This is a genomic window from Ottowia sp., from assembly GCF_047975795.1.
Classification (GTDB): Bacteria; Pseudomonadota; Gammaproteobacteria; order Burkholderiales; family Burkholderiaceae_C; genus Ottowia.
On record NZ_JBKEEE010000008.1, the window covers coordinates 1 to 25993 of the forward strand.

Annotated in this window: 22 protein-coding genes; 8 read left to right on the top strand and 14 right to left on the bottom strand. The window is 60.9% G+C overall.

Annotated features, from left to right (window positions below; genetic code table 11):
- The 5 genes from ACK5NW_RS00565 to ACK5NW_RS00585 form a co-directional block, all read right to left on the bottom strand.
- Nucleotides 1–854 (bottom strand): DUF3987 domain-containing protein (locus ACK5NW_RS00565; protein WP_416924302.1); only part of this gene is annotated, 854 nt, incomplete at its 3' end.
- A 3-nt stretch (nt 855–857) separates the two neighbouring features.
- The gene (locus ACK5NW_RS00570; RefSeq protein ID WP_416924303.1) at nt 858–1742 is read right to left on the bottom strand and encodes a plasmid partitioning protein RepB C-terminal domain-containing protein; all 885 of its coding nucleotides are present in this window, start codon (nt 1740–1742) and stop codon (nt 858–860) included.
- A complete protein-coding gene (locus ACK5NW_RS00575; protein WP_416924304.1) occupies nt 1739–2638 on the bottom strand; it encodes a plasmid partitioning protein RepB C-terminal domain-containing protein in 900 nt (299 codons plus the stop codon). The genes ACK5NW_RS00570 and ACK5NW_RS00575 overlap by 4 nt, the downstream gene beginning before the upstream one ends.
- Nucleotides 2635–4200 carry a recombinase family protein gene (locus tag ACK5NW_RS00580; protein WP_416924305.1) on the bottom strand — a complete coding sequence of 522 codons (1566 nt, stop codon included), beginning with the start codon at nt 4198–4200 and terminating at the stop codon, nt 2635–2637. Before ACK5NW_RS00580 ends, ACK5NW_RS00575 begins: the two co-directional genes overlap by 4 nt.
- Nucleotides 4201–4337: 137 nt before the next feature.
- Entirely contained in the window at nt 4338–4820 is a 483-nt protein-coding gene (locus ACK5NW_RS00585) for a hypothetical protein (protein WP_416924370.1), read from the bottom strand.
- Nucleotides 4821–5013: 193 nt separating this feature from the next.
- Here ACK5NW_RS00585 and ACK5NW_RS00590 point away from each other — a divergent pair, with 193 nt between their 5' ends.
- Together ACK5NW_RS00590 and ACK5NW_RS00595 are read left to right on the top strand one after the other, a co-directional pair.
- The gene (locus ACK5NW_RS00590; RefSeq protein WP_416924306.1) at nt 5014–5613 is read left to right on the top strand and encodes a type IV toxin-antitoxin system AbiEi family antitoxin domain-containing protein; all 600 of its coding nucleotides are present in this window, start codon (nt 5014–5016) and stop codon (nt 5611–5613) included.
- Nucleotides 5610–6518, top strand: coding sequence for a nucleotidyl transferase AbiEii/AbiGii toxin family protein (locus ACK5NW_RS00595; protein WP_416924307.1), 909 nt, complete (start codon nt 5610–5612; stop codon nt 6516–6518). Before ACK5NW_RS00590 ends, ACK5NW_RS00595 begins: the two co-directional genes overlap by 4 nt.
- A 407-nt stretch (nt 6519–6925) precedes the next feature.
- Here the strand turns inward: ACK5NW_RS00595 and ACK5NW_RS00600 are convergent, their stop codons facing one another.
- The 8 genes from ACK5NW_RS00600 to ACK5NW_RS00635 form a co-directional block, all read right to left on the bottom strand.
- Nucleotides 6926–10024 (bottom strand): type I restriction endonuclease subunit R, encoded by a 3099-nt coding sequence (locus tag ACK5NW_RS00600; RefSeq protein WP_416924308.1) that lies wholly within the window; start codon nt 10022–10024, stop codon nt 6926–6928.
- Nucleotides 10025–10114: 90 nt separating this feature from the next.
- Nucleotides 10115–11308 carry a restriction endonuclease subunit S gene (locus ACK5NW_RS00605; protein ID WP_416924309.1) on the bottom strand — a complete coding sequence of 398 codons (1194 nt, stop codon included), beginning with the start codon at nt 11306–11308 and terminating at the stop codon, nt 10115–10117.
- Between the two features lie 17 nt (nt 11309–11325).
- On the bottom strand, nt 11326–11517 hold the full coding sequence (locus ACK5NW_RS00610; RefSeq protein WP_416924310.1) for a hypothetical protein: 192 nt from the start codon (nt 11515–11517) through the stop codon (nt 11326–11328).
- Nucleotides 11514–12512 carry a RhuM family protein gene (rhuM, locus tag ACK5NW_RS00615; protein ID WP_416924311.1) on the bottom strand — a complete coding sequence of 333 codons (999 nt, stop codon included), beginning with the start codon at nt 12510–12512 and terminating at the stop codon, nt 11514–11516. The genes ACK5NW_RS00610 and rhuM overlap by 4 nt, the downstream gene beginning before the upstream one ends.
- The gene (locus ACK5NW_RS00620) at nt 12505–14073 is read right to left on the bottom strand and encodes a type I restriction-modification system subunit M (RefSeq protein WP_416924312.1); all 1569 of its coding nucleotides are present in this window, start codon (nt 14071–14073) and stop codon (nt 12505–12507) included. Before ACK5NW_RS00620 ends, rhuM begins: the two co-directional genes overlap by 8 nt.
- Before the next feature lie 427 nt (nt 14074–14500).
- Nucleotides 14501–15076: a superoxide dismutase family protein gene (locus ACK5NW_RS00625; RefSeq protein WP_416924313.1), complete on the bottom strand. Its 576-nt coding sequence runs from the start codon at nt 15074–15076 to the stop codon at nt 14501–14503.
- Between the two features lie 42 nt (nt 15077–15118).
- Nucleotides 15119–16405, bottom strand: coding sequence for a solute carrier family 23 protein (locus ACK5NW_RS00630; protein ID WP_416924314.1), 1287 nt, complete (start codon nt 16403–16405; stop codon nt 15119–15121).
- Between the two features lie 96 nt (nt 16406–16501).
- Nucleotides 16502–17659, bottom strand: coding sequence for an aminoglycoside phosphotransferase family protein (locus tag ACK5NW_RS00635; RefSeq protein ID WP_416924315.1), 1158 nt, complete (start codon nt 17657–17659; stop codon nt 16502–16504).
- A gap of 125 nt (nt 17660–17784) precedes the next feature.
- Here ACK5NW_RS00635 and ACK5NW_RS00640 point away from each other — a divergent pair, with 125 nt between their 5' ends.
- The 4 genes from ACK5NW_RS00640 (at nt 17785) to ACK5NW_RS00655 (ending at nt 23231) form a co-directional block, all read left to right on the top strand.
- The gene (locus ACK5NW_RS00640; protein WP_416924316.1) at nt 17785–20190 is read left to right on the top strand and encodes an LPS-assembly protein LptD; all 2406 of its coding nucleotides are present in this window, start codon (nt 17785–17787) and stop codon (nt 20188–20190) included.
- Nucleotides 20183–21640, top strand: a complete 1458-nt coding sequence (locus ACK5NW_RS00645) for a peptidylprolyl isomerase (RefSeq protein WP_416924317.1) — start codon at nt 20183–20185, stop codon at nt 21638–21640. Before ACK5NW_RS00640 ends, ACK5NW_RS00645 begins: the two co-directional genes overlap by 8 nt.
- A 135-nt stretch (nt 21641–21775) precedes the next feature.
- A complete protein-coding gene (gene rsmA / locus ACK5NW_RS00650; protein WP_416924318.1) occupies nt 21776–22558 on the top strand; it encodes a 16S rRNA (adenine(1518)-N(6)/adenine(1519)-N(6))-dimethyltransferase RsmA in 783 nt (260 codons plus the stop codon).
- A 49-nt stretch (nt 22559–22607) separates the two neighbouring features.
- Nucleotides 22608–23231, top strand: a complete 624-nt coding sequence (locus ACK5NW_RS00655) for a class I SAM-dependent methyltransferase (RefSeq protein WP_416924319.1) — start codon at nt 22608–22610, stop codon at nt 23229–23231.
- Nucleotides 23232–23267: 36 nt separating this feature from the next.
- On the opposite strand, the gene trxA is transcribed toward ACK5NW_RS00655, so the two are convergent.
- Nucleotides 23268–24221 carry a thioredoxin gene (gene trxA / locus ACK5NW_RS00660; protein ID WP_416924320.1) on the bottom strand — a complete coding sequence of 318 codons (954 nt, stop codon included), beginning with the start codon at nt 24219–24221 and terminating at the stop codon, nt 23268–23270.
- Nucleotides 24222–24289: 68 nt separating this feature from the next.
- Between trxA and purE the strand changes: the two genes are divergently transcribed.
- Together purE and ACK5NW_RS00670 are read left to right on the top strand one after the other, a co-directional pair.
- Nucleotides 24290–24787: a 5-(carboxyamino)imidazole ribonucleotide mutase gene (gene purE, locus ACK5NW_RS00665; protein WP_416924321.1), complete on the top strand. Its 498-nt coding sequence runs from the start codon at nt 24290–24292 to the stop codon at nt 24785–24787.
- Nucleotides 24788–24792: 5 nt separating this feature from the next.
- Nucleotides 24793–25992, top strand: coding sequence for a 5-(carboxyamino)imidazole ribonucleotide synthase (locus ACK5NW_RS00670; RefSeq protein WP_416924322.1), 1200 nt, complete (start codon nt 24793–24795; stop codon nt 25990–25992).
- Nucleotide 25993: the final 1 nt, after the last annotated feature.

The following is a 25993-nucleotide window of genomic DNA, read 5'->3' on the forward strand; positions in this document are numbered from 1 at the left end:
CCATGCCGGTCGGCACGGACGAAGGCCAGCACTTCCCGTGTTCTGCGCGCCAGATGCTCGACCACGACCTGCGGCGTTTCCTTCGGGAACGGCAGCATCCGCGTGCGTTCGGCCCAGATCATCAGGAAGCGGTTGGCGAAGCCATTGGTCAGTTCGCGGGCGCTCATCAGGCCGGTCAGCTCGCCCGGCGAGATCGCGCCGCTCAAGCAGACGTGCGGGTCGCTGGCGTAGAGCCGGTTCGATTTGGTGGCAGGCTTGAGATCGACGCCATCCCAACAGTCGCGCAGCGCCGCCGACAAGGTGTTGCCATCGCGCCGCCCTTGGTGCAGCACGTTGGCGAACTCGGATTCGACCACCCACAGCCGCTTGTCCTCGATGGCAGGTACGTCCTGCCGACCTTGCCGGTAGCTGTCGTGGATCAATGCCGCCAATCCCTCGCGCGTGGACAGGCCGCCACGGTGAATCTGCGGCGCGAAAGCGTCATCCATCGCCCGCAACGCCTGATCGATGCGCAGCACCAGCGACACCGCGTCGCCCTTGCGACCACGCCCCGAACGCCCGATGTGCAGGCAGAACAGGCGCGCGTGATGTCGGGTGTTGCCGATGGGCAGGTACACGCCGCGCCCGACCGCGCAGGACAGGTAGGCCATGAAGTTGGCGGCGATGGCGAAGGCGTTGGTTTCCGTGCCGTCGCTGCCCGCGCGGGCCACATCGCCGATCAGGCCGTAGAGGCAGGCCGGATCAGCGTCCGGGGCATTACGGTGAGCGGCCACGGCTGCACCGTCGTCGTCATCGGTGGCGTCAAGCGGTGACACGGCATGAGATGCCGGGGTGACATCGACGATCCGATGCATTCGTCATTTTCCGTCCAGCGCCACGGTCTGGACGATATTCTCGAACTCGGCCAACACGTCCGGTTGGCGTTGTGACAGGAAGCGGAACACGGCTTTGTTGCCGATCAGCTTGCCAAGGTAGCCACGCGCCAGCGTCAGGAGCAGCACGTCCTGACCGTAGGACTTCTCGACCAGCTTCAATTGGTTTTGGATGTTTCCCATTTCGCGCTCCATCTTTACCATCTGTTCCGCCGTGACGCCGGAGAGCTTCCGGGGTCGCTTTTCGCTGACCAGCAGATGTGGGGGCGTAGCCGCCAGCAAGGCTTCGGCGTAAGCGACGGTCATGTTGTTGGCGGTCAGCATCAGTTCCACGCACTCGACCTGCCGCGTGGGCTTCATCTTGCGCAGCACCGAGCCGAGGTTGGCCGAAAAATGCTGATCCTTCAGCATCTCGACGGCCTCCGGGCAGATGCCTTCAAGCAGACCGACCTTCTTGTGGATCTGGCTGATGTCCACGTTCAGCGCCTTCGCCAGCCGATCTTGCGTCACGCCACGCTCCACCGCGCGCCGGAGCATGTGGTGCTCCTGAATGGACGAGATGCGGTTGATCCGGTTGTTATAGGTGTAGCTTTCATCGTCAGTGGCGATCAGGCACGGCGCGTCGGTGTAGCCGATCTGCTGCAACGCCAGCAACCGCATGTGGCCATCAAGCAGGATGTGCTGACCGGTTTTCTTGTCGGCCTTGCCCACGCTCAGGGGTTCGATCAGCCCGACAGCTTCCATCGAGGCCACGATCTGCTTGAATTTCCGCGATGCCTGCAGACCTTCCGGCGGTTTGCGGGACGGCAGAATCTGATCCAGCGCCAGTGTGATCGGCTCCGGAATGAACCCCAGCGGTGGTTTGCTCATGCCGCGTGGCCTCCGCCCCAGACGCGTTCCGCCAACTGCTTGGGCAAGGTGTCCAGCCCTTCGGCACGCAGCAGGTTGGAAAAATGCTCGTCGGCCAGCAACTGGCGCAGCGCTTCGATCACGAACAACATGCGCTGCTGCGTGAACTCAGCCTTTTTGATGGTCAGTTTCTGGCGCTCGACCTCGTTCTGGTAGTTGCGCACCAGACTGGAAGTGGTGACGGCCGCCCCCTTGCGCGCGGGCCGGTGTTTCAGTGTCTTGCCGAGAGTGCTGCGCCGCTGAAGCACACGCCGCACCTGCATCAACTGCCCGCCGCGCAACTGGCCGCTTTCGTAGGCATCCTGCAAGGCGGTCTGGACGGATTCTTCGTCGCTCGCGCCCGCGATGGTGATGGCGACGTTGAGCGGAACCCGTCCGGACTCCACGGCCGCCAGCAGGCGCTCCTCGCCTTTCTCGAAGAGCAGCAGGATGCCCTTGATGTAGTCGAGGCTCAAGCCCGTCTTTTGCGCGATGACGCGCTTGTCGTATCCCCGTTCGCTCAACTGCTCGATGCTCATCAGCAGTTCCAGCGCACTGTATTTCCTGCGGGCGATGTTCTCGGTCAGGCTCATGATGAAGGCGTCTTCGTCATTGACCGCGACGACCAGCGCCGGGATTTCCTTCTCGCCAAGCGACTTGAACGCCTTGAGCCTGCCTTCGCCGCAGATCAGCAAGTAGCGTTTGCCGTCCTCCAGATCGTCACGCGGCGTGACCGTGACGGGCTTTTTCAGGCCAAGGCTTTTGATGTTGCCGACGATCTCCTCGAACACACGGCCATTGCGGTCGCGTGGGTTGAGCACGGCGATCTGATCGACCGGGATCATTTGCAGGTCGGTGGCGTGGTGCTTCTTCGTCATGCGACTCTCCTCAAGCGGCTGCGCTCGGCCATGCTGTAGAGGTAGTCCAGGCTGTCGAAGCGGTAGCTCTCGAATTCAAGGCCGTTGTGATCGGCCAGATGGATGCCCGACTGGCCGAAGTCCAGACGCGGCAGCTGGTAGTAGTCCAGCGGTGCTTGGTTCGTTTCGTCGAGCCGGACGGCGACCGTGATGTCCGGCGTCAGGCTGGTGTCGAAGCGCACTTTCCACCGCCTGCGTCCGTTGTCCTGCAACTGGCAGCGCGAGAGCACGAGCGAAACGGTGAATTCGCGGTTGACGGTGAGCAGGTCGCTCGCCGGATCGCGCACGACCGCGCCACCGACCTCGGCGATCATCCGCTCGGTCTCGCCGACGATCTCCGGGTGCAGGCGACGCAGGAACTGATTGACCTCCAGATACTGATAGTCCCGATCCGGCGTGAACCCGACCGTCTGGTAAGCCCGAATGAGACTTCCGAAGCGGTGCGCGTAGGCTGCCGCCGAGGGCATGCCTTCGGCCTCGTCGATGATCAGGCCGGAGAGGTACCCGTGCTGCTGGAACAACCGCCGCAGCTTCTCGATCAGTTCCTCGTTGCTGAAGCGGTATGCCCGTGCGCGCAGGATGCCCTGCGCGGTGTAAAACAGGTCGGGCGGCACGATGCCCTCGAACGCGCCTTCTTTCTTGATCCACATCTCCGGCTGGTTCACGACCCGCACCTTCTTGAGCTTGAAGGAGCGCCGGTTGTAGACGTTGTTGCCGATGTACTTTTCGTTGGAGAGAACTTCCCGCACCGTGGCCCGCGTCCAGTCGCGCCCGAGGTCGGTCTGGATGCCCTTGGCGTTGAGCCGTTCGGCGATCTCCGATTCGAACAGCGCGTCCTCAACGAACCAGCGGTAGATCTGGTTCACGACAGCGACTTCGGCATCCGGGCCGGGCTGCAAGATCACGCGGTCGGTTTGCAGGCTCTTGTGCTCGCCGCGCGAAAGTTCGCCTTTCACCGAACCGGACTGATCGATCAGCACGCGACGCAGGCCGTAGCCCGCTGGCCCGCCTTGCCGGAAGCCCAACTCGATCAGGCGGCATTGCCCAGCGAACACCTTCGCCGACAACTCACGGCTGTATTCGCCCGCCATCGCGCGCTTGACGCCCTTGACGATGGTGGACACCGGCGAGCCGTCGTTCTCGAACTGTTCGGCGCAGTAGGCGACCTGAATTCCGGCGCGGCGGCAGATGTATTCGTAGTAGGCGCTTTCGTCGGCGTCTTGAAACCGACCCCAGCGGCTGACGTCGTAGACGAGGATGATCTGGAAATCGGCCTTGCCCGCCTGCACGTCGGCGATCAGTTGCTGCAAGGCTTGGCGACCATCGATGCGCAACCCGCTCTTGCCCTCGTCGGCGTAGGTGCGGACGATCTCGATGTTGCGCCGGGCGGCGTACTCGCGGATTTTGTCGCCCTGGTTCTCCGTCGAGTACTGCTGGTGCTCGGTGGACATGCGCACGTACTGCGCCGCGCGGTACACCGGCCCTGACCCTGAAGGGCTTGGAGGCGATTCGTTCGATTGCATAGACCCGGTCACTTCGATGGTTGACGTTCTCGGGTCTGCCGCTCCCTTCAATGGTTGCGCCGCCGCCTGACGGTAGCCGCGCACACGGTTGGAATCGTTGCCATGCAGGATGTTCGAGAACCCGTTTGGAGGCGAAGTTACGGGCAGACCGCCGGGGTGTCGATCAAGTCCTCTCTTGACACGTCTATCTTGCGCGGACACGTCACGGCCACCGGCGTGATCTCGACGACCCACGATGCGCCGCTTTCCCTTGGAAACGCCGGGTGGAGTGTGATGCGGTAGAGGCCCGGCGGCAGGTCGCACACGTCCATCTTTGCAAGATCGACGTCTGCCCCCTGATTCCGCACACTGGCGTCGCGCAGCCGCTGCTGCTCACGGTTGCGCTGCGCGTAGTCAGGACGGTCGGCGCGGTAGTCGCGCCAGTAATCCGGATTGCGCTGCGACCACGCCTGCTGCGCGGCGCGCTGGTTGTCCCGGTAGTCGGGATCGTACTGGAGCTTGGCCCGTTGCCACTGGCGCTTGCGAGCGCGCTGGCAGTCAGGGTCGGCGCAGTAGGCTTGGTCGGGAACTTGCGGGCGGGGTGCGAAAGGCTTGCCGCAGCAGGCGCAGCGTCGGGTCATCGTCGGGATCTCCATATGCAAAGGGGTGCTGGAAACCGCGACGGCACTGCTGCCGCACCCGCATGCGGGGACGCTTGGCCTCGATCCGTCAGTGGGGCGTTCTCCTCGTTCGGGGTGTGCGCTCAGCGGCGCGGGTTCCTATTCATCGGTTGTTATTGACAACTACCGATGTTATGGAACAATATGCCGGATCATGGACACGACCACCGACAAACTGCGGGAGCTGGTGCGAGCGCAGGGACTGCTCCGCCCGCACGATCTGGCCCCGCTGGGCATCCCACGGGTGGCCCTGACGCGGGCGGTGCGGCGCGGGCAACTGGAGCGCGTCGGGCGCGGCCTGTACGGCCTCACGGCGCGTCCGGTGTCGGCCCACGGCACGCTGGCCGAGGTCGCCCGCCGCGTGCCCAAGGGCGTCGTGTGCCTGCTGTCGGCGCTGCGCTTCCACGACCTGACGACGCAGGCTCCGTTCGAGGTCTGGCTGGCCATCGACAACAAGGCGGCCACGCCGAAACTGGACTACCCGCCGCTGCGCCTCGTGCGCTTCTCCGGCGCGGCGCTGGCCGAGGGTGTCGAAGAGCACGTCGTCGATGGCGTGACCGTCCGCGTCACGGGCGTCGCCAAAACCGTGGCCGACTGCTTCAAGTACCGCAACAAGATCGGCCTCGACGTGGCGCTGGAGGCGCTGCGCGATGCGTGGAACGGCAAGCGCATGACCAGTGATGAAATCTGGCACTACGCCAAGATCGACCGCGTCGCCAACGTGATGCGTCCCTATCTGGAGAGCCTGGCATGAACCAGCGCAATGTCGCCGCGTCGGTTCGCGCCCGGCTGCTCAACAAGGCACGCGCCGAAAAACTCGACTTCAACCTGCTGTTGACCCGCTACGCGCTGGAGCGGATGCTGTATCGCCTGAGCGTCTCTGAGGAGCGCGGGCAGTTCCTGCTGAAAGGCGCGTTGCTGTTCGACCTCTGGTTCGACCTGCCGCATCGCCCGACACACGACGCCGACCTGCTGGGCTTCGGCTCCACCGAAGTTCCCCATCTGGAAAAGCTGTTCCGCGAGATCAGCCAGATCGCCAGCGATGACGGCATCGTGTTTCAGGCTGACAGCGTGAAGGCCGCCGAAATCCGCAAGGAGGCGAACTACGCGGGTGTCCGGGTGACGATGATCGGCCTGCTCGACGGCGCGCGCTGTCCGGTGCAGATCGACATCGGCTTCGGCGACGCCGTCACGCCTGCGCCGGAGAACGTGCATTACCCGGTCATCCTCGATGGCATGCCGCAACCGCAACTGCGGGTCTATCCCCGCTACACCGTGGTCGCCGAAAAGCTGGAAGCGATGGTGAAGCTCGGCATCCTCAACAGCCGGTTGAAGGACTACTTCGACCTGTGGGTGCTGGCGCGGCATTCCGACTTCGATGGCGCGGTGCTGGCGCAGGCGATTCGCGCCACGTTCGAGCGGCGGGGCACGGCCATCCCGTCCGGCGCGCCGTTGGGCCTGACTGACGAGTACGGGCTGGACGAGCAGAAGATCAAGCAGTGCTCGGCGTTCCTGCGCAAGAACGCCCTGGAGCCGATGCCGCTGGCGGCGGTGATCGAGGCGTTGCGCGAATTCTTGCTGCCGGTGCTGGCGGCGCTCGCGGCGGGCAACGGCTTCGACCGGCAGTGGCAGGCAGGCGCGGGCTGGAATGCGACCTGACGTCAGGCCAGCGCGTCCGTTCGATTCCGCGTTTGGGGAGCGAACCGCAGACCGTTCGTTGCCTTCGGCAGCGAGCAAATGCGCGGATGCGTCCGGTTTTTCCTCCGATGCGCGACCAGTGTAGAATCGCGCCCAACGGATTGCCCGTTGTTGCGAGATGGCGGGTTATCTATACGGTGGAACTACACCACCAATACCCAAAATCCCAACCCTCATCGGTTGGGATTTTTTTACCTGTTCCCCCAGTGTTGGCGCAGGTTTAGAGGCGGTTGGTTATGGTTGGCCACTCCTGTAGTGGTGGCGACTGAGTGCCGAGCGGTCACAAAAAAACCGCCCGTAGCCGGTTGCTAACGCTGGACGCGACGCGCCCACCCGGGTGACGCGAGCACGAGCATAGAAAAGCCTGATTAAACCTTTCCACCCACGCCCTTGAACTTCTCCACAAAGGCCACGATTTTCTGGAACACGCTTTGCTTCTTGGTCAGATATTGCGGATTTAGCGGGCTCATCTTGGGCAGCACGGCGTTCAGTTCCGTGCCACTGTCGCTGGCGAACTCGCGCTTGAGCGAGGTGGTGATATAGCGCCGGGCCGCCTCGGCATTCAGGTTCTCGGCGCTGATCAGCTCTTGCGCCTCGCGCTGCTGCTCCGCCTGGGCAAAGGCAAAGAAGGCATCAATCACACTGGCTTTATCGCCGATCTGGTCCAGATCGGTCTGGTTGATGAAGTCGACGACCAAGCTCTCCTTGGAGCGGTTGCCCAGGCTGGCGCGAATCACCCGCCGCACTTCATCCACCAGGTCTGACTTGCTCTTGGTCTTTTTGTTGTGCTCAAAAATCAGCTCCAGGATGTAGTCCAGATTGATTTCCTGCGACTTGAGCAGATCCACCTCAAAAACCACGTCATCCCAGTCAACGGTGGATTGCTCTTTCTCAGCAGACGCCTTCTCGCGCCTCAGCCAGTCGCGCACATCGTTGTAGGTCGAACGGTAATCCTGAATTTTCCGCTCGGTCGGGAGTGTGATGGCTTGCAGCACCATCAGGTCTTCGTCACTCAGATAGTGCCTGGCCTTGAACGCCTCCACCGCTGCCGGGTCAGCCATATCGACGCTTTGCAATGCCCTCAGGCTGGCGAACTCGTCGTAGTTCTGCAGCACGTTTTCGACGCGCAAATACTCGCCAAACAGCTTGGCGAAGGCCTTCTTGTCGGCCTCTTTTTCAATGGCGGCCGGGTCGGGAAAGCGTGTTTCCAACTCCTTCACCACGTCCATGAAACCCCGCCGCGCCTCACCGGTGGCCGCATCGGTGAAGCCTTCCATGTATTCCTTGTAGCTCTTTTCCAGCACCACGTTCCTGGTGTTCTTGTCGCCGAACAGGGTGATGGCATCAATGGTCGCCTGCTCCAGGTTGCGGAAGGTGACGATGTTGCCGAAGGTCTTGGTGGCGTCATAGATCCGGTTGGTGCGCGAATAGGCCTGCATCAGGCCGTGGTAACGCAGGTTTTTGTCCACAAACAAGGTGTTCAGCGTGGGCGCGTCAAAGCCGGTCAGAAACATGCCCACCACGATCAGCAGGTCAACTTCTTTGGATTTAACCCGTTTGGCCAGGTCGCGGTAGTAGTTCTGGAAGCCATTGCTGTCGACGCTGAAATTGGTTTTGAACGCCGCGTTGTAATCGGCAATGGCCGCACCCAGAAACTCCTTGGCGCTGCTGCTCATGGCAGACACGTCAAAACTCTCATCCTGAATATCGCCGACGGCGTCTTGCTCCTCGTTGGCCGCAAACGAGAAGATGGTGGCCACCCGCAACGGCTTGTCGCCGCCCTTCTGCAGTGCCTTGAAAGCCTCGTAATACAGCTTGGCCGCGTCCACGCTGCTCACCGCAAACATGGCGTTGAACCCTGTCGCCCCGGCTTGCGTGCGGTGGGTTTTCTGCCGGAAGTTGTTCAGGATGTACTGGGCGATTTCGCGGATGCGGTCGGGGTGCAGCAAGGCTTGCCTGTTTTCCGCCGCGCTCAGTTTCTTCTCGTCCTGCTCAGTTTCAATGGCCTTGAACTGCGGGCGCACATCGTTGTAGTCGACCTTGAACTTCAGCACCTTCTCGTCGCGGATCGCGTCGGTGATCACATACGAATGCAGCTCGCGGCCAAACACGCTGGCGGTGGTGTCTGCACCCAGGGCGTTTTTCGGGAAGATGGGCGTACCGGTAAAGCCGAACTGATAGAACTGCTTGAACTTCTTCTTCAGGTTCTTCTGCGCCTCACCAAACTGGCTGCGGTGGCATTCGTCAAAAATAAAGACCACCTGCTTGCCGTAGATGGGCAGGTCAGCCTCGCTCTTCATCAGGTTGTTGAGCTTCTGGATGGTGGTCACGACAATCTTGCTGTCGTCCTTGTCCAGGTTGCGCTTCAGGCCCGCCGTGCTGTCCGAGCCGTTCACGCTGTCGGGTGAAAAGCGCTGGTACTCCTTCATGGTCTGGTAATCCAGATCCTTGCGGTCCACCACAAAAAACACCTTGTCGATGAAGGCCAGCTCGGTGGCCAGCCGCGCCGCCTTGAAGCTGGTCAGCGTCTTGCCACTGCCGGTGGTGTGCCAGACATAGCCTCCGCCTTCCGGCTTGCGCCAGTTCCTAGCCTGATATGCGCTGTTGATCTTCCACAGAATGCGCTCCGTGGCGGCAATCTGGTAGGGGCGCATCACCAGCAGCGTATCGCTGACATCGAACACCGAGTAATGCAGCAGCACGTTCAGCAGCGTGTGCTTCTGGAAGAAGGTGGCGGTGACGTCCTTCAGGTCCTTGATCAAACTGTTGTCCGCCTTCGCCCAGTTCATGGTGAAGTCGAAGCTGTTCTTGTTGCGCTGCGTGGTGTTGGCAAAGTAACGGCTGTCGGTGCCGTTGGAAATCACGAACAACTGCAGATACTTGAACAGGGAATGCTCACTGTTGAAGCTCTCCTTGCTGTAGCGGTGCACCTGGTTGAAGGCCTCGCGAATCGCCACGCCGCGCTTCTTTAATTCCACCTGCACCAGCGGCAGACCGTTGACCAGAATGGTGACATCGTAGCGGTTGGCGTGGGTGCCGGTCTGCTCAAACTGCCTGATCACCTGCACCTTGTTGCGGGCAATGTTCTTCTTGTCCAGCAAATAGATGTTCTGGATGCGCCCGTCATCAAAGACAAAGTCGTGAATGTAGTCGTCGTGAATCTTGCGGGTCTTCTCAACGATGCCGTCGCTGGGCCTGTCCAGCCAGGTCTCCACCAAGCGCAGCCACTCGCCCTCTGCAAACTGCACGTTATTGAGCGTTTGCAGTTGCACACGCACATTGGCCAGCAAGGCGTCCGGCGTGTTCAGGCCGGGCAGGTAGTCATAACCCTGATTTTGCAAATCCTGGATGAACTCGCGTTCCAGATCGTCTTCGCTCTGGTAGCTCTCGTTGACTTGCCAGTCCTTGGTGTATTTGTCCAGAACGATGAAGTGGTTGGATTCAGCGATGGTTTTGTAGTCGGTCATGCCCTGCCCTCTGGCGGTTTGGTTTTTGCCTGACTCAATGCCCGAAGCGGCCTGTCCACGCCCTCATGGTCCTGCAGCGTCTTGCTCATGTCAGCTGGCCGCCTCTTCCGGCTTCGGGAAGCTCAGCAATAGATCGCGGTAATACTCGTATTGCTTCTGGCGCAGCTCGATTTCGCGGGGCAGGCCTTCGGTGATGGAATGGGTGAGCGCATCGAATTTGTCGAGGACTGAAACGATTCGTTCTTTTTCTGTTGGCGATGGGCTTGGGATACGGACGCTTTCCAAGTTTTTCTTGTTTAGTTTCGGTTGTGCAGCGCCAGAAATATAGGGCGTCAAATCAATACTATTCAGGTAATACTCAACGTATCTTCTTTCTGCATAAGTGTCGAATTTAAGCACATGGGCATGATTGTTAACCCACGTTTTTCCGCTGATACTAAATGCTATTGGTGTATTTCGCGCCAATAGATTTGCACCATCTTCAGAAACGAGCAAAAAGTCGCCATCGAAAATATAGTCTTTAACGTAATCGACAATTCCAGATGCACCGTAATACGGAATATTGCCCTCTTCCCTCAAGCCGCTCGTAATTGGCTTTCTTTTTGAGTCGAGGTTCTCGGCCAGTTCCCCCAATATCTTCCACTCCACCTCCCCTTCTTTAAAACTCAACAACCGGTCGCGGTAGTGGTTGTATTGTTGTTTACGCATGCTAAGCTCGGCGGTCAGCTCGGCGGTCATGGCGGTAAATGCGTCCAGAATACGGACGATTTCGGCCTGGATTTCAAGCGATTTTTTGGGGTTGTCTGGACAGGGGATGGGGATTTTTATTTTGGCCATATCCGTGGCCGAAACATCAATGACCTTTGTGCCTTTTGCTAGTTTTCTTTTTTCAGTTGCAAATGTGTCTGTCTGGGTGAAGTAAGCAAAGTACTTTCCCAATAAGCAATCGCCAGGTTTCAATATGCTTGCATGCCCACCAGTGACGGCCTGGCGCTCGCCAAGATACACCAAAGCCTTCCCCACATCTGCAAGATTTTCGCTTGTGTTTGTGATGACAACATCGCCGGTGTTGACTTTCCGCAGTTGCCTGGCCAAATCAGGCGACACAAATGATTTTGTTTCTTTGGTCGATAGTCCGTAATAGGTATAAATCTGACCATAGTGGATTGCTGGCACCCCGGTATCAGTGAAATCCTTCTTTTGCAATCCGTTGCCTCGAAGTAAGTTACCAAGTTCCCCCAGCGCCATCCACTCCACCGCCACCCCGTCCAGCAGCTTGTCCAAGAAGCTAACGCCAGCCATCAAATCGCCCCCATGTTGTGTTCCCGCTGCGTCGCTTCGTCTTGCGCTGCCAGCCAGTGGTCGTAGTCGGATTTTTGTTTTTCTTCTTGCAAAACCTCCAGGGCGGGCGGGCCTGTGCGGGTGTCCACAAAGCGAACGCTGCTGGTTTTTTCAAAAAAGCGCATGCACGCCTCAGGGCCAATGGTGCTCATGTTTTACGGCTCACTTTTTTCGCCTGCTTTTCCAGTGTGGCAATGGTTTTTAGATAGTCTTTTTCGACAGCGTCCAGGGTTTTGGATTTGTATTTTTTAAGTTCATGCCTGGCTTTCTCTGCTGCGGCGTTGTGCGAGATGCTGCCGACGTTGTCCAGCAGCTTGCGACCAGCGGAGCCAAGAATTGTGTCCAGCTCGCGCACGTAATCGGCCATGCGCATTTCACGGTGTTCGATGGCGTTCAATTCGGCCAGGTCAAAGTAAGCCGACACCAGGTTGTTCAATACTTTGAGTTCCTGTTCATCAAGATAGTTCTTGGCAATCATGGCTTCAGCCTGGGTGGGCTGGCTGCCTTTGAAATTACTCAATCCGGCAAAGGGTTTGTCGCTGTCCACACGCAGGTAAATGACTTCGCTGGCGGTGTGGCCATGTGCTGCATAGTGCAGTTTGTTCTGCACGATCTTGAAAAACGACAGGCTGGCTTTGTCTCGGGGGGCGTAATCGGTGGCCGTGGCATACAAATCCAACACCTGCCGGTACATGACCTTTTCGCTGGAACGAATGTCGCGGATGCGATCAAGTAACTCTTTCCAATAATTACTACCGCCGAGGTTCTTCAGCCGTTCGTCATTCAGCGCGAAGCCTTTTTCGAGGTATTCTTTGAGTACTGTTGAGGCATAGCGCCGAAATTGCGCGCCTCGCGGTGAACGCACGCGATACCCCACCGCCAGTATCACATCAAGGTTGTACAGTGTAATGGTGCGAGAAACCTCTCGACCGCCCTCGTTTTGAACAGTCAACTTTTGGTTGACAGTTGCCGCTTCTATCAATTCTTGATCACTGTAAATCGACTTTATGTGCTTACTGATGTTCTGTTTACTGGTTTGAAACAGTTCGGCCAATTCAAGTTGAGAGAGCCAGGCGGTCCCCTCTTCAAGTTGCAGGTCGATAGTGGTAATGCCATCATCCGTGGTATACAGAATGATTTCACTCATGTCCTGTTCCTTCAAGCTCGACCACAATCGCATCAATATCTTTGCGGAGTTGGTCGATCTTGGCGACGGTGGTTTTCAGCTCGGCGTTGAGTTTTTTGATGTCAATGATTTCGCGGGTGTCTTTGGCTTCCACATAGCTGCTGACTGACAGGTTGTAGTCGTTGTCGGCAACCTTTTCGAGCGGGACGGACTGGGCGAAGTGATCGACGTTCGCCTTGCTGTCGAACACCGCCATGATCTGGTCGATGTGCACGTCCAGCAGCACGTTGTTGTTGGTTTCTTTTTTGAACAGGCCGCTGGCGTCGATGAACTGGGTGGCGGTGTCGGTTTTGTTTTTGGCCAGCACCAGAATATTGACGGCGATGGTGGTGCCAAAGAACAGATTGGGTGCGAGCGCAATCACCGTTTCCACAACGTTGTTGTCCACCAGGTATTGGCGAATCTTCTTCTCGGCCCCGCCGCGGTAAAAGATGCCGGGAAAGCAGACGATGGCGGCGCGGCCTTTGCTGGAGAGGTAACTGAGCGCATGCAGCACAAAGGCAAAGTCGGCCTTGGATTTGGGCGCCAGCACGCCAGCGGGGGCAAAGCGGTCGTCGTTGATGAGGGTGGGATCGTCGCTGCCCACCCATTTGACCGAATACGGCGGGTTGGAGACGATGGCGTCAAACGGCTTGTCGCCCCCAAAGTGCGGGTCGATCAGGGTGTTGCCGAGCTGGATGTTGAACTTGTCGTAGTTGACGTTGTGTAGGAACATGTTCATCCGCGCCAGGTTGTAGGTGGTGTGGTTGATTTCCTGCCCAAAAAAGCCGTCTTCAATGACGTGCGCGTCAAACTGCTTTTTGGCTTGCAGCAGCAAGGAGGCCGAGCCGCAGGCCGGGTCGTAAATTTTGTTGACGCTGCTCTGCCCGTGCATGGCCAGCCGGGCGATCAGTTTGGAGACATGCTGCGGGGTGAAGAACTCGCCGCCCGACTTGCCAGCATTGGCGGCGTAGTTGGAGATGAGGAATTCGTAGGCGTCGCCAAACAGGTCGATCTGGTTGCCTTCAAAATCACCGTCGTGAGAATCACCAAAATCCAGCTCGGCCACGCCTTTGAGCACGGCGGCCAGGCGGGTATTTTTGTCTTTGACGGTGTTGCCCAGGCGGTTGCTGGTGGTGTCGAAGTCGGCAAACAGGCCCTTGATGTCGTGCTCCGACGGGTAGCCGAGGGCAGACGTTTCAATGGCAGCGAAGATGGCGGCCAGATCGGTATTCAGGCTTTCGTTGCTGCTGGCCTTGGCCACCACGTTGGCAAACAGCTGGCTGGGGTACAGAAAAAAGCCCTTGGTTTTGATGGCGTCCTCTTTAACCGCCGGGGTGATGACAACGTCGTTCAACCCGGCATAGTCGACGCTGTCGTCACCGCCTTCGATGTAGGCCGCAAAGTTCTCACTGATGAAGCGGTAGAACAGGGCACCCAGCACGTACTGCTTGAAGTCCCAGCCGTCGACGGCACCGCGCACCTCGTTGGCTATTTGCCAGATGCGGCGGTGCAGTTCGGCACGCTGTTGTTGGCTGGTCATGGTGTTATTCCTGATTCGATTCGTAGGCTTTATTTTTTCAAAGCATCTATTGGCGGTCGATAACCCGGCGCGCGAGCTTGGCATTCTCCACGCCGCACAGCGCTTAGGGATAGGCGACACTGCCCTTCTTTGAGACGGTGGTCGGGCGAGCAGTCCACGCTCCAGCGCAGCAGCAACATGTAGCCCGTTACCGCTGCGCGCGCATCCGGTTCAGGCTGCATTGGCTGCTTCATCACACCAAGCCTTGGGCGGCTGCTCGGCGTCGGGATGGCGCTCTCATCCGGACGCGGGTTCAGCCCCGTGTTCCGCCTACCAAACACAAAGAGGCTCGGATTTTCTTCGCGCCTTTTTGTTGCCAGCGAAGCTTTGCATGGCTGCCGCTGTCTACCGGCTGCGGTGATGCAGGGCACGCATTGGGCTGTTCTGTTCAACCCTTGACGATCACGCCGCAAGCCAGGCGTGGCCCGGCGTTGCCTGAGGGCTGGCTGTTCACGTCATCGGGGTCGCGGTGCACGATGACCGATTTGCCGACGATGCTGCTGGCACCTTCCAGCGCAAATTCCTGGCTGATGAAATCTACCTTGGCGACGCCGCTGGCGTTGGCTTGCAGCGAGGGCATGTCGCCCACATGGTGCGCGTGGGCGGTGAAAGCGCCGTGCGGCTGGCCGGTGGGGTTGAAGTGGCCGCCTGCGCTGCTCGCATCGGCGGCCGAGCAGTCGCCTTTTTCGTGCACATGAAAGGCTTGCGGTGCGTTGGGCTTGAGGCCGGACACGGTGCCCGTCACGCGCACGCCACCGGCCACGGGGCTGAATTTGAGTTGGCCCGCCACGGGCTGCGCCGCGTTAGGCTGCGGCACGCTGGTGGCTTGCAGTTGCACGCTGGCCGTTTTACCCCACGACAGGGCCGAGCAGCCGGTCAAGGCCAGTGCAGCGACCGCGCCTGCGGCGGCCAGTAGCGCCAGGCGAGCGGTGGTGTTCAGTGCGTAGTCAGTGGTGCGGGGCATGGTGCAGTTTCCTTGGCTGTGCGGGATTGACAAAAAGCCATCTTAGCGGCCCCGCCGCAATACCGCATACAGCAGCACCGCGCCAAAGGTGGCGGTGCCAATGCCGCCCAGCGCAAAGCTGCCGAATTTGAGGGTAAATTCGCCCGTACCCAAAATCAGCGTGACGGCGGCGGTGAGCAGGTTGGCCGGGGCGCTGAAATCCACCTTGTTGTCGACCCAGATTTTGGCCCCGGCGATGGTGATGAGGCCAAACACCACGATCGACACACCGCCCATCACTGGCAGCGGAATGGCCTGGATCAGCGCGCCAAATTTGGGAGAAAAGCCCAGCAGCAGCGCAATGCAGGCAGCCACCAGAAACACGGCGGTGGAATAAATGCGCGTGGCGGCCATGACGCCGATGTTTTCGGCGTACGTGGTCACGCCGGTGCCGCCCGCCGCGCCCGACACCATGGTGGCCACGCCGTCGCCAATGAAGGCGCGGCCAATGCTGGCGTCCAGATTTTTGCCCGTCATGGCGGCCACGGCCTTGATGTGGCCCAGGTTTTCGGCCACCAGTATCAGTGCGACCGGAGCGATCAGCAAAATGGCATTGGCCTCGAACACTGGCGCGGTGAAATTCGGCAGCCCCACCCACGACGCGGCTGCAATGCCGGAAAAATCCATCGGCTTGCCCAGCCCCATGCCGTTGGTCAGCACCAGATAGATCAGCGTGGCCAGTGCCAGCCCCACCAGAATCAACAACCGTTGCACCATGCCACTTGTGAACACCGCCACCAGCGCCACGCAGACGAAGGTGATGAGCTGCATCCAACTGTCGAAGTTGCTGGCCGCCATGTTCTTGATGGGCACGCTGGCCAGGTTCAGGCCAATCACGGCCACCACCGCACCAGTCACCACGGGCGGCATCAACCGCTCGATCCAGCCGGTGCCCACCACCTGCACCAGCACACCCATCAGCGCATAGAGCGCACCGCAGGCAATGATGCCGCCCAACGCCACGGCGATGTGGGCGTTAGGCCCCTGCCCTGCGTAAGCCGTGGCCGCAATCACCACACCGATGAAGCCGAACGACGATCCCAAATAACTGGGCACCTTGCCGCCAGTGGCAAAGTAAAAAATCAGCGTGCCGATGCCGCTCATGAAGATGGCCAGATTGGGATCGAACCCCATCAGGATGGGGGCCAGCACCGTGGCACCAAACATGGCAATCACGTGCTGCACACCCATGGCCGTGGTTTGCGGCCAGGGCAGGCGTTCATCGGGGGGGATGACGCCGCCGTCTTGCAATGCGGCGGTGGGGCGCTCAGTCCAGTGGAACAGGCTCATGGGGTGCTTTCCATCCTCTTGCATAAATTATGAGTATTATTTTGATAGCTGCATACGCTTACTAAAAAAGCGATACAGACGATTTTGTTTGCAAAATCAACCCGCCCGTCCAAACGCCCACCCGGTGGCCGCTTCAGTGCCTTCGATGCGGTCGATCAGTTTGAGCAGCGGCGTCAGCTCGCGGTAGCGGCTGGCGGTGTGGCGGATGTAGGCGATAAAGCGCGGCGCATCAGCCAGGTATTTTGGTTTGCCGTCGCGCAGCGTCAGGCGCGCAAAAATGCCCGCCACTTTCAGGTGCCGTTGCAGGCCCATCCATTCCACCGCGCGCCAAAAACTGCCGAAATCGTGGTGCCAGTCCTCAAAGTCCATCAGCCCGAGCTTTTTGGCGCGCTCCCAGTAGCGGATGGTGATGTCGAGTACGAATTCTTCGTCCCAGCTCAAAAACGCATCACGCATCAGACTGGCGATGTCGTAGGTCAGGGGGCCATAGACGGCGTCCTGGAAATCCAGCACGCCCAGTGGGGCGTGCTGCGCACCATGCGCAGCAGGCGAGCGTGGGGGCATCATCAGATTACGGGGCATGAAATCGCGGTGCACGTACACGCTGGGCGCGGCCAGGTTGCGCGCCACGATCAGCTCAAACGCCGCATTCAGCGTGGCGGTGTCGGCGTCGTTCAGCGTCACGCCTCGGTGGCGGCCCAGGTACCAGTCGGGAAACAGTTGCAACTCGCGCCGCAGCAGCGCTTGGTCGTAAGGCGGCAGCACGCCGGGGCGCGATGCCTGCTGCCAGGGCAGCAACTGATCGAGCGCAGTCTGGTACAGCGGGCGGTTGCGCTCGGGCTGGGCGGGGTCGATGGCGCTCATCATGGTCTGGTGCCCCAAATCGGTCAGCAGCATGAAGCCCTGCGCCTCATCCCAATCCAGCACCTGCGGCACGTTCAGCCCGGCTTGCTGCATCAAACCCGCCACCTGCATAAACGGTGCGCAGTTTTCGTGCGCGGGCGGTGCGTCCATGACGATGCGGGTGGCACCATCCGTGGCGTCCACACGCAGGTAGCGCCGAAAGCTGGCGTCGGCCGAGGCCACACGCAGGCTGCCCGCCTCCAACCCGTGGGCGAGGGTCACACGCGCCAGCCAATGCGCAAAGGCATCTTGGCGGGCCGCCTCGGCCCAGGTGACGGACGTTTCAACCGGTGCTTCAGTGGGCGCAGGGGGGGGTGAAAGGGGGGGGGCAGAAGGGGTGGTGTCGCTCATGGATAATCGATTCTAGAGGGCAGCGCGCAGACGCGATGCCCGCATTCAAGTGCCCCTGAAAAAAGCCTTACTGACCGCTATTCGTCGTCCTCGTGCCCGTTTTGACTTCCCCATTGTTTTTCTTGATGGCTGCACCAGACCGTTGGCCTGCGCGCGTACATCCACGCATCCGCCCCGTGGTGGCAGGCGTGCTGGCGCTGCTGGCGGGCGCAGCCTGGGGCCAGACGGCCGAGTCGTCGGCTTTACCGCCGCCATCGCTGTCCGAGCCACTGCAACTTCAAGCCACGCCGCTGCTGTCGGAGCAAGTGCCGCCCAACCCCAATCCACCAGCCTTCGTGTCGGGCGATCGCTACAGCGGCCGCACCGGGCTGGAAGCCACCCTGGAAGGTGCGGCCGAGCTGCGCCGCCCCGGCATGACGCTGCACAGCGACCAACTGGTGTACGACCAAAGCACCGACATCGCCACCGTGTCCGGCGGTGTGCGGCTCAATGCCAAGGGTGACCGCTACAGCGCCACGCAAGGGCAGTTGCAGGTGGATGCATTCGAGGGTTTTTTGCTGCAACCGAGCTACGACTTTTTGCAAACCCAGGCGTATGGCAACGCCGATCGCATGGAGTTTTTAGACCGCGACCGTACCCTGGTGTATGCAGGCAGCTACACCACCTGCCGCCGCGAAGAAGGCGACTGGCGGCCCGACTGGATTTTGGTGGCCGACCGCATCGACATCGACCGCGAGGCGGACGAGGGCCGGGCCGAAGGGGCCGTGCTGCACTTCAAGGGCGTGCCGGTGCTGGCCAGTCCCAACTTCAGCTTTCCAATCAGTGCGCGACGCAAATCGGGCTGGCTGCCGCCCACCGTGGGGCTGGACAACAAAAGTGGCCTGAATCTGTCGGTGCCGCACTACTGGAACATCGCACCCAACCGCGACGCCACCTTCACCCCCGCCGTGATGGTGCGGCGTGGCGTTGAAATGGGGGGCGAGTTCCGCTACCTGGAAAACAACTACCGCGGCCGTGTGGAAGGCTATTACATGCCGTCCGACCGGCTGCGTGACCGCGACCGCTGGAGCTACTTTGTGCGCCACGACGGCACGCTGCCCACAGGCGTCGACAGCATTGGCGCGCTGGGCCTGCACCTGAACCTGAACCGCGTGAGCGATGACAACTACTGGAGCGATTTTTCGCACAAGGGTCTGTCGTCCTCAGACCGCCTGTTGGCCAACGACGCGTCGCTCGATTGGGCGCGTGGCGACTTTGCGCTGACGGCGCGCACGCTCAAGTGGCAGACGCTGCAAGACGTCACTTCGCCGATCGTGCCGCCTTACGATCGCTTGCCGCAAATCGTGGGCCGCTGGGGGCGCGAGCACGACCGAGGCTTTGACTATTCCATCGAGACCGACTACACCCGCTTTCGGGGTGACCGGATGCTGACCTTGCAGCCCAATGCCGAACGTGCCTACATGCTGGCGCAGGTGGCGCGGCCCTTTACCCGGCCCTGGGGCTTTTTCGTGCCCCGGCTGCAAATGCACGCCACCACCTACAGTTTTGACGACGCGCTCAGCAACGGCCACCGCTCGGCCAACCGCGCCCTGCCCACCGGCAGCCTGGACGGCGGGCTGATTTTTGAGCGCGCCGCCAGCTACTTTGGCCGTGGTTTCACGCAAACGCTGGAGCCGCGCCTGATGTACGTCTACACCCCGTACCGCGAACAAAACCATTTGCCCAATTACGACTCGGGGCTGTACGACTTCAACTTTGCCACCATCTGGTCGACCAACCTGTTTGCGGGCAATGACCGCATCGTTGACAACAACCTCATCACGGGCGGGCTGACCACACGCCTGCTCGACCCCGAAACCGGGGCCGAGGCAGTGCGTCTGGGCATTGCACAGCGCTACCGTTTTTCTGACCAAAGCGTGGTGCTGCCCGGCGACACACCCACCGGCCAGGGCTGGTCGGACATCATGCTGGGCGCATCCATCAACTGGGATCCGCGCTGGAGCTTTGATTCGGTGGTGCAGTACAACCCGGACACTGACCGCTCTGCGCGCCACACGCTGCACATGCGCTATTCGCCCGGCCCGTACCGCACCGTCAGCGCCGCCTACCGTTACCAGCGCGACGTCGACAGCGAATCGATCGACATCGGCTGGCAATGGCCTTTGAGCCACCTGTGGAGCGGCCGCAAAGAACTGGGCACCACCCGCGCACGCGGCAGCGGCGGGCGCTGCAACGGCACCGGCTGGTACAGCGTAGGGCGGCTGAACTACAGCATGAGCGACAACCGCATGGCCGACGCCATCATCGGCTTTGAGTACGATGCAGGCTGCTGGATCGGGCGCATGGTGTACGAGCAAGAGCAGCACAGCCTGTCGTCATCGTCGACCAAGCGGGTCATGTTCCAGATTGAGCTGCGTGGCCTGTCGCGCGTGGGCAGCAACCCCTTAAGCACCTTGCGCGACAGCATTCCCCGTTACCAGAACCTGCCCCCCGACTTGCCAGCACCCAGCCGCTTCACCACTTATGACTAAACCACTTCGCTTTACCCTGGCTACCCTGACCCTGCTGACCGGGGCCGTACTGACCCCTGTGGCACTGGCGCAAACCGGCAGCACGTCGGGCAAAAATACGTCCAGCAAAAACAGCGCACGCAAGACCCCGCCCAAGGCATCGGCACCCGCCGCCCCAGCCAGTGCACCGGCCGCGCGTGCGCAAGCGGCCAAAGACCCGGTCAACCTCGGGCCGCGCGCGGCCGACCACATCGTGGCCGTGGTCAACACCGAGCCAGTTACCAACAACGAAGTACGCGCCCGCATGGCGCGTGCGCAGCGGCAGATGGCCGAGCGCAATATGCAACAGCCCCCGCTGGAAGCATTGCGCAAAGACATGCTGGAGCGCCTGATCAGCGAGCGCGCACAACTCCAATACGCCAAAGAAATGGGCCTGAAGGTGGACGATTCAGCGCTGGTGCAAGCCGAGCTGTCGATTGCCCGCCAGAACCAGTTGGACAGTATTGAAGCGCTGCACCAGCGCATTCAGCAAGAAGGCCTGACCGTCAAGGACTTCCGCGACGACGTGCGCAACCAGGTGCTGCTGGCCCGCCTGCGCGAGCGCGAGATCGAACCCCGTTTAAGGGTGACCGATGCCGAGGTCGATGCCTTCATCCGCGAGCAAACCGGCGCACGCCCCGCCACCATGGAACTGAACATGGCCATGATTTTGGTGGCCGTACCCGAAAACAGCCCGACAGCCGACGCAGAGCGCCTGCGCGCCCGCGCCGATGACGTGGCACGGCGCGCCCGTGCAGGCGAAGACTTTGCTGCTTTAGCGCGCGAATTTTCAGACGCCAACCAGCGCGGGCGCGATGGTGGCGAGCTGGGCCTGCGCCCGGCCGACCGTTACCCCGAGCTGTTCGTCAACAGCACCCAAAGCGCTCGCGTGGGCGACGTGGTTGGCCCGGTGCAGTCGGCGGCGGGCTTTCACGTCCTCAAGCTGCTGGAGCGCAAGCAAAACAACGAACTGCCCGAGGTCAAGATTCCGCAAACCCACGTGCGCCACATCCTGCTGCGCACCGGCCCTTCGCAAAGCGAGCAACTGGCGCGCGAACGCATGGCCGACTTCAAGCGCCGCATCGACGCCGGTCAAGCCGGTTTTGAAGAACTGGCGCGCCAGCACTCGCAAGACGACAGCGCGGCCGAAGGCGGCGACCTGGGCTGGGCCATGCCCGGCCAGTTCGTGCCCGAATTTGAGCAGGCCATGAACAACCTGAACACACGCCAGGTCAGTGACCCTGTCGTCAGCCGCTTCGGCGTGCACCTGATCCGCGTGGACGGCAGACGCGAGCAAGTGCTTACCCCCGAGGAACAGCGCCAGTTGGCGCGCAACATGCTGCGCGAGAAAAAAGCCCAAGACGAATTCGACACCTGGGCCAAAGAAGTGCGTGGGCGCGCTTACGTCGAATACCGCGATGGGCCAAATTAATCCCCCCTGAGCCGCTAACGCGGCTTCCCCCAAAGGGGGACGTCGCCAGCAGTGGCCGAGCCAAGCCTACTCTATGGCGACTGCTGATCTGGGTTGCTTGACTGTTTTAAGCACAGTGGTGAGTCGCAAGGTTTCATGAAACACATCCCGCGCAAACGCTTTGGACAGCATTTTCTGGCCGATCCGGCCATCATCGATGCCATCGTGCGGGCGATTGATCCGCAGCCGGGGCAAGCAATGGTGGAAATTGGCCCTGGTCTGGCCGCGCTGACCCAGCCTTTGGTAGAACGCCTGGGGCGGCTTGCGGTGATCGAGCTGGACCGTGACCTGGCCACACGGCTGCGCCAGCATCCGCAGCTTGAAGTGATTGAATCCGATGTCTTGAAAGTCGATTTTTCGCAGGTACAACAAGCGCAAACAGCTACAGAAACAGGAGCTGAAAAATTAAGAGTCTGCGGCAATCTGCCCTACAACATCTCCACCCCCATCCTGTTCCACCTGCTGCCGTTTGCGCCAGTGATCGAAGACCAGCACTTCATGCTGCAAAAAGAAGTCATTGACCGCATGGTGGCTGCACCCGCCACGACCGACTATGGCCGCCTGTCGGTCATGCTGCAATGGCGCTACGCGATGGAAAATGTGCTGTTCGTGCCGCCCACTGCGTTCAATCCGCCCCCACGCGTGGACAGCGCCGTGGTGCGCATGCTGCCTCGCACCGACTTTGCACCGCTTCATGTCGCCGCTTTTTCCGAGCTGGTACAAGTGGCTTTCAGTCAGCGCCGCAAACTGCTGCGCCACAGCCTAGGCAAGTGGCTGCAAACCCAAGGCTTTACCGGCGACTTCGATTTACAGCGCCGCGCCGAAGAGGTACCGGTGGATGAATATGTGGCGCTGGCCCTGGTGTTGATGGCCCCCTGATATCCCAAGCGCACACCTCGTTGGTACAGACCCGCTATCCTCCCAAGCCATGAACACAACCCCTGCAAAAGATTCGACCGTTCGCCGCAAGGTATTGAACGTTGGAGGCAACTCCAAAGCCATTGCGCTGCCACCGATTTTTGAGGGGTATGAGCACTTGCTGCTCGACATCGACCCCAAAGGCTCGCCCGATCTGTTGTGCGATGCGCGTGAGTTGCAATCCACGCCGGGCGCGCAGTTCGACGCCGTGTATTGCTCGCACAACCTGGAGCACTACCACCGGCATGAGGTACCCAAGGTGCTAGCGGGCTTCGTGCATGTGCTCAAGCCAGATGGCTTTGCACACATCAGGGTGCCCGATATTGTGGAGGTGATGAAAGCGGCGATTGCTCGCAACCTGGAACCCGATGATGTGCTGTATCAAAGCGCGGGCGGGCCGATTCAGGTGCTGGATGTGCTGTACGGCTGGGGCAAGCAGATCGAGCAAAGCGGTGTTGACTTTTATGCTCACAAAACCGGGTTCAGCCGCCTGTTGCTGACCAAGGTGCTGTCGGCGGCCGGGTTTCAGGTGGTCTATACCGCCGTTGGCAATCTGGAGATTTCGGCCATGGCGTTTTTGCAATCTCCGGACGAGGCAACCCGCACCCGTTTTGGCCTGCCACCGCATGAGTGACCACTACATGGAGTGGCCGCCACAACGCGGTCAAGCTCAGTTCAAGGCCATGCTCAGTTTGCGCCGATAGCTTGACAGCAGCGCTGCCTGCGGGTCTTCCTGCATGGCGGCCTTGCCGGTCAGCTCGATACCACCTGCGCTCTTGCCGTCGGCAGCAGCAGTTTTTGGCGGTGGTGGGGTCAGCAGCTCCAAGATGGCGACGTAGGTTTTACGCGCCATCTCGTCGTTCCATGTTTTGTCGCGCAGGATGATGTCCAGCAGCTCGTCCATGGCAGGTGCCCAGTTACCTTCGGCCATCAGCACCTGGGCTTTGGCAAAGCGGGTGTCGAAATCGCGTTTGTTATCGGCTATCTTGGCGTCAAACTGCTCCAGCGGCCAGTTGCCGCGCTCGTCTTTTTCAACGAATTGCATCGCATCCAGCCAGCGGCGCAGGGCGTCAAAGCGCAGCGGGCGTGGCTCGCGCGCCAGCGGCTCTTGCAAAGTGGCGGCAGCTTCTTCATAAGCGCCAGTGGCGATCAGCAGGCGCACGTAATCGGCGCGGGCGTCGTCATTGGCCGGGTCTTGCGCCAAGGCGTCGGCCAACTTGGCCAGCGCGGCCTGGGTGTCGCCGGATTCGATCAGAGCCTCGGCTTCGCTCACTTCGGCCTCGGCCACCAAAGCGCCTTCGCTGGGCACGTGCTTGTCCAGAAACTGGCGCACCTGGCCTGCGGGCAGCGCGCCTGCAAAGCCGTCCACAGGCTGGCCGTTTTTCAGCAAGATGCAGGTGGGGATGGAGCGAATACCAAAGGCGGCGGCCAATTGCTGCTCTTGGTCGGAGTCGATCTTGACCAGTTTGAAGCGGCCCGCGTATTCGGTTTCCAGCTGCTCCAGCACGGGGCCGAGGGATTTGCAGGGGCCGCACCAGGGTGCCCAGAAATCCACCAGCACAGGGGTTTGCATCGAGGCGGCGATCACCTCGGCTTCAAAGTTTTGTACGGTGACGTTGATCATGTGTGTTGACTTGGGGGCAAAATCAGGCTTTACCAGCAGCCATTGTGCAATAGCCTTCAAATAGCCTTATGACGAGCACCCTCGTGGGCGTGGTGATGGGTTCCAGCAGCGACTGGGACACCATGCAGCACGCCGTGGAAATCCTGCACCAGTTTGGCATCGCGTACGAAGCGCGTGTGCTGTCGGCCCACCGCATGCCCGACGATATGTTTACCTATGCCGAGGCCGCCGCCGGGCGCGGCCTGCGCGCCATCATTGCCGGAGCCGGTGGCGCGGCGCACCTGCCGGGCATGCTGGCAGCCAAGACCGTGGTGCCGGTGCTGGGCGTGCCGGTGGCGTCGCGCCATTTGCAGGGCGTGGATTCGCTGCACAGCATTGTGCAAATGCCCAAAGGCGTGCCGGTGGCCACGTTTGCCATTGGCGCGGCGGGTGCGGCCAATGCGGCGCTGTTTGTGGCGGCCATGCTGGCGGGCAACGACGGGCACCTGCGCGAGCGGCTGCAAGCCTTTCGCGCCGAACAAACCGCTGCCGCTCGCGCCATGACGCTGCCGGTGGCCGGTTCATGACCCTGATGTCCACCATTTCACCATTGCTGCCCGGCGTACAGCCCGATGGCCGCGCTGCCACCCTGGGCGTGCTGGGTGGCGGCCAGCTGGGCCGCATGTTCGTGCACGCCGCACAGGCGCTGGGCTACGACACTGTGGTGCTCGATCCCGATCCAAGCAGTCCCGCCGGTCGTGCTAGCCACCACTTCATCCAGGCCGACTACCAGGACGAAAACGCCCTGCACCAGCTGGCAGCCCAGGCCCACGCTGTCACCACTGAATTTGAAAACGTGCCCGCTGCCGCGCTGGCCGCGCTGGCGCGCACACTGGCGGTATCGCCCGTGGCTGAAGCTGTGGCCATCGCACAGGACCGGGTGCGCGAAAAAGCCCACTTTGCCCGCTGCGCCGCCCGCAGCGGCGTGGCCCCCGCGCCCTATGCCGTGATCAGCTCTGAGGCTGATTTGGCCGCCGTGCCTGTGGCCCTGCTGCCCGGCATCTTGAAAACCGCCCGCCTGGGCTATGACGGCAAAGGGCAGGCCCGTGTGAACAACCACGCAGAACTGGCCGCCGCCTGGCAGCGCATGGGCCGTGCGGCCTGCGTGCTGGAGCAGTTGCTGCCGCTGGCGGCTGAATGCTCGGTCATCGTCGCCCGTGGCCGCGATGGGCAGGTGGTCAGCTTGCCAGCGCAGCGCAACTTGCACCGCAGCGGCATCCTGGCTGTGACCGAGGTTTATGAACAGAATTTGCCTTCAAAGCAGGTACATCAAGCGCAGGAGGCTACGATAAACATAGCGAATGAACTGGATTACGTGGGTGTTCTGTGCGTGGAATATTTCGTGCTGGAGGGCGGCACACTGGTCGTCAACGAAATGGCCCCGCGCCCGCACAACAGCGGCCACTACACAGTGGATGCGTGCGACCAGTCGCAGTTTGATTTACAAGTGCGTACCCTGACCGGGTTGCCACTGGTGCCGCCACGCCAACACAGCGCCGCCGTCATGCTCAACCTGCTGGGCGATTTGTGGTTTGATGTCGAAGGGGCAGCGCGCACACCGCCTTGGGCCGATCTGCTGGCCCTGCCCGGCGCACACCTGCACCTGTACGGCAAAGCCCAGGCGCGGCCAGGGCGCAAGATGGGTCACCTGACGTTCACCGGGGCCGATGCCGCCAGCGTACGCGCCCAGGCCCTGCGCGCCGCTGAGATGCTGGGCATGGAAGCGTTTTGAA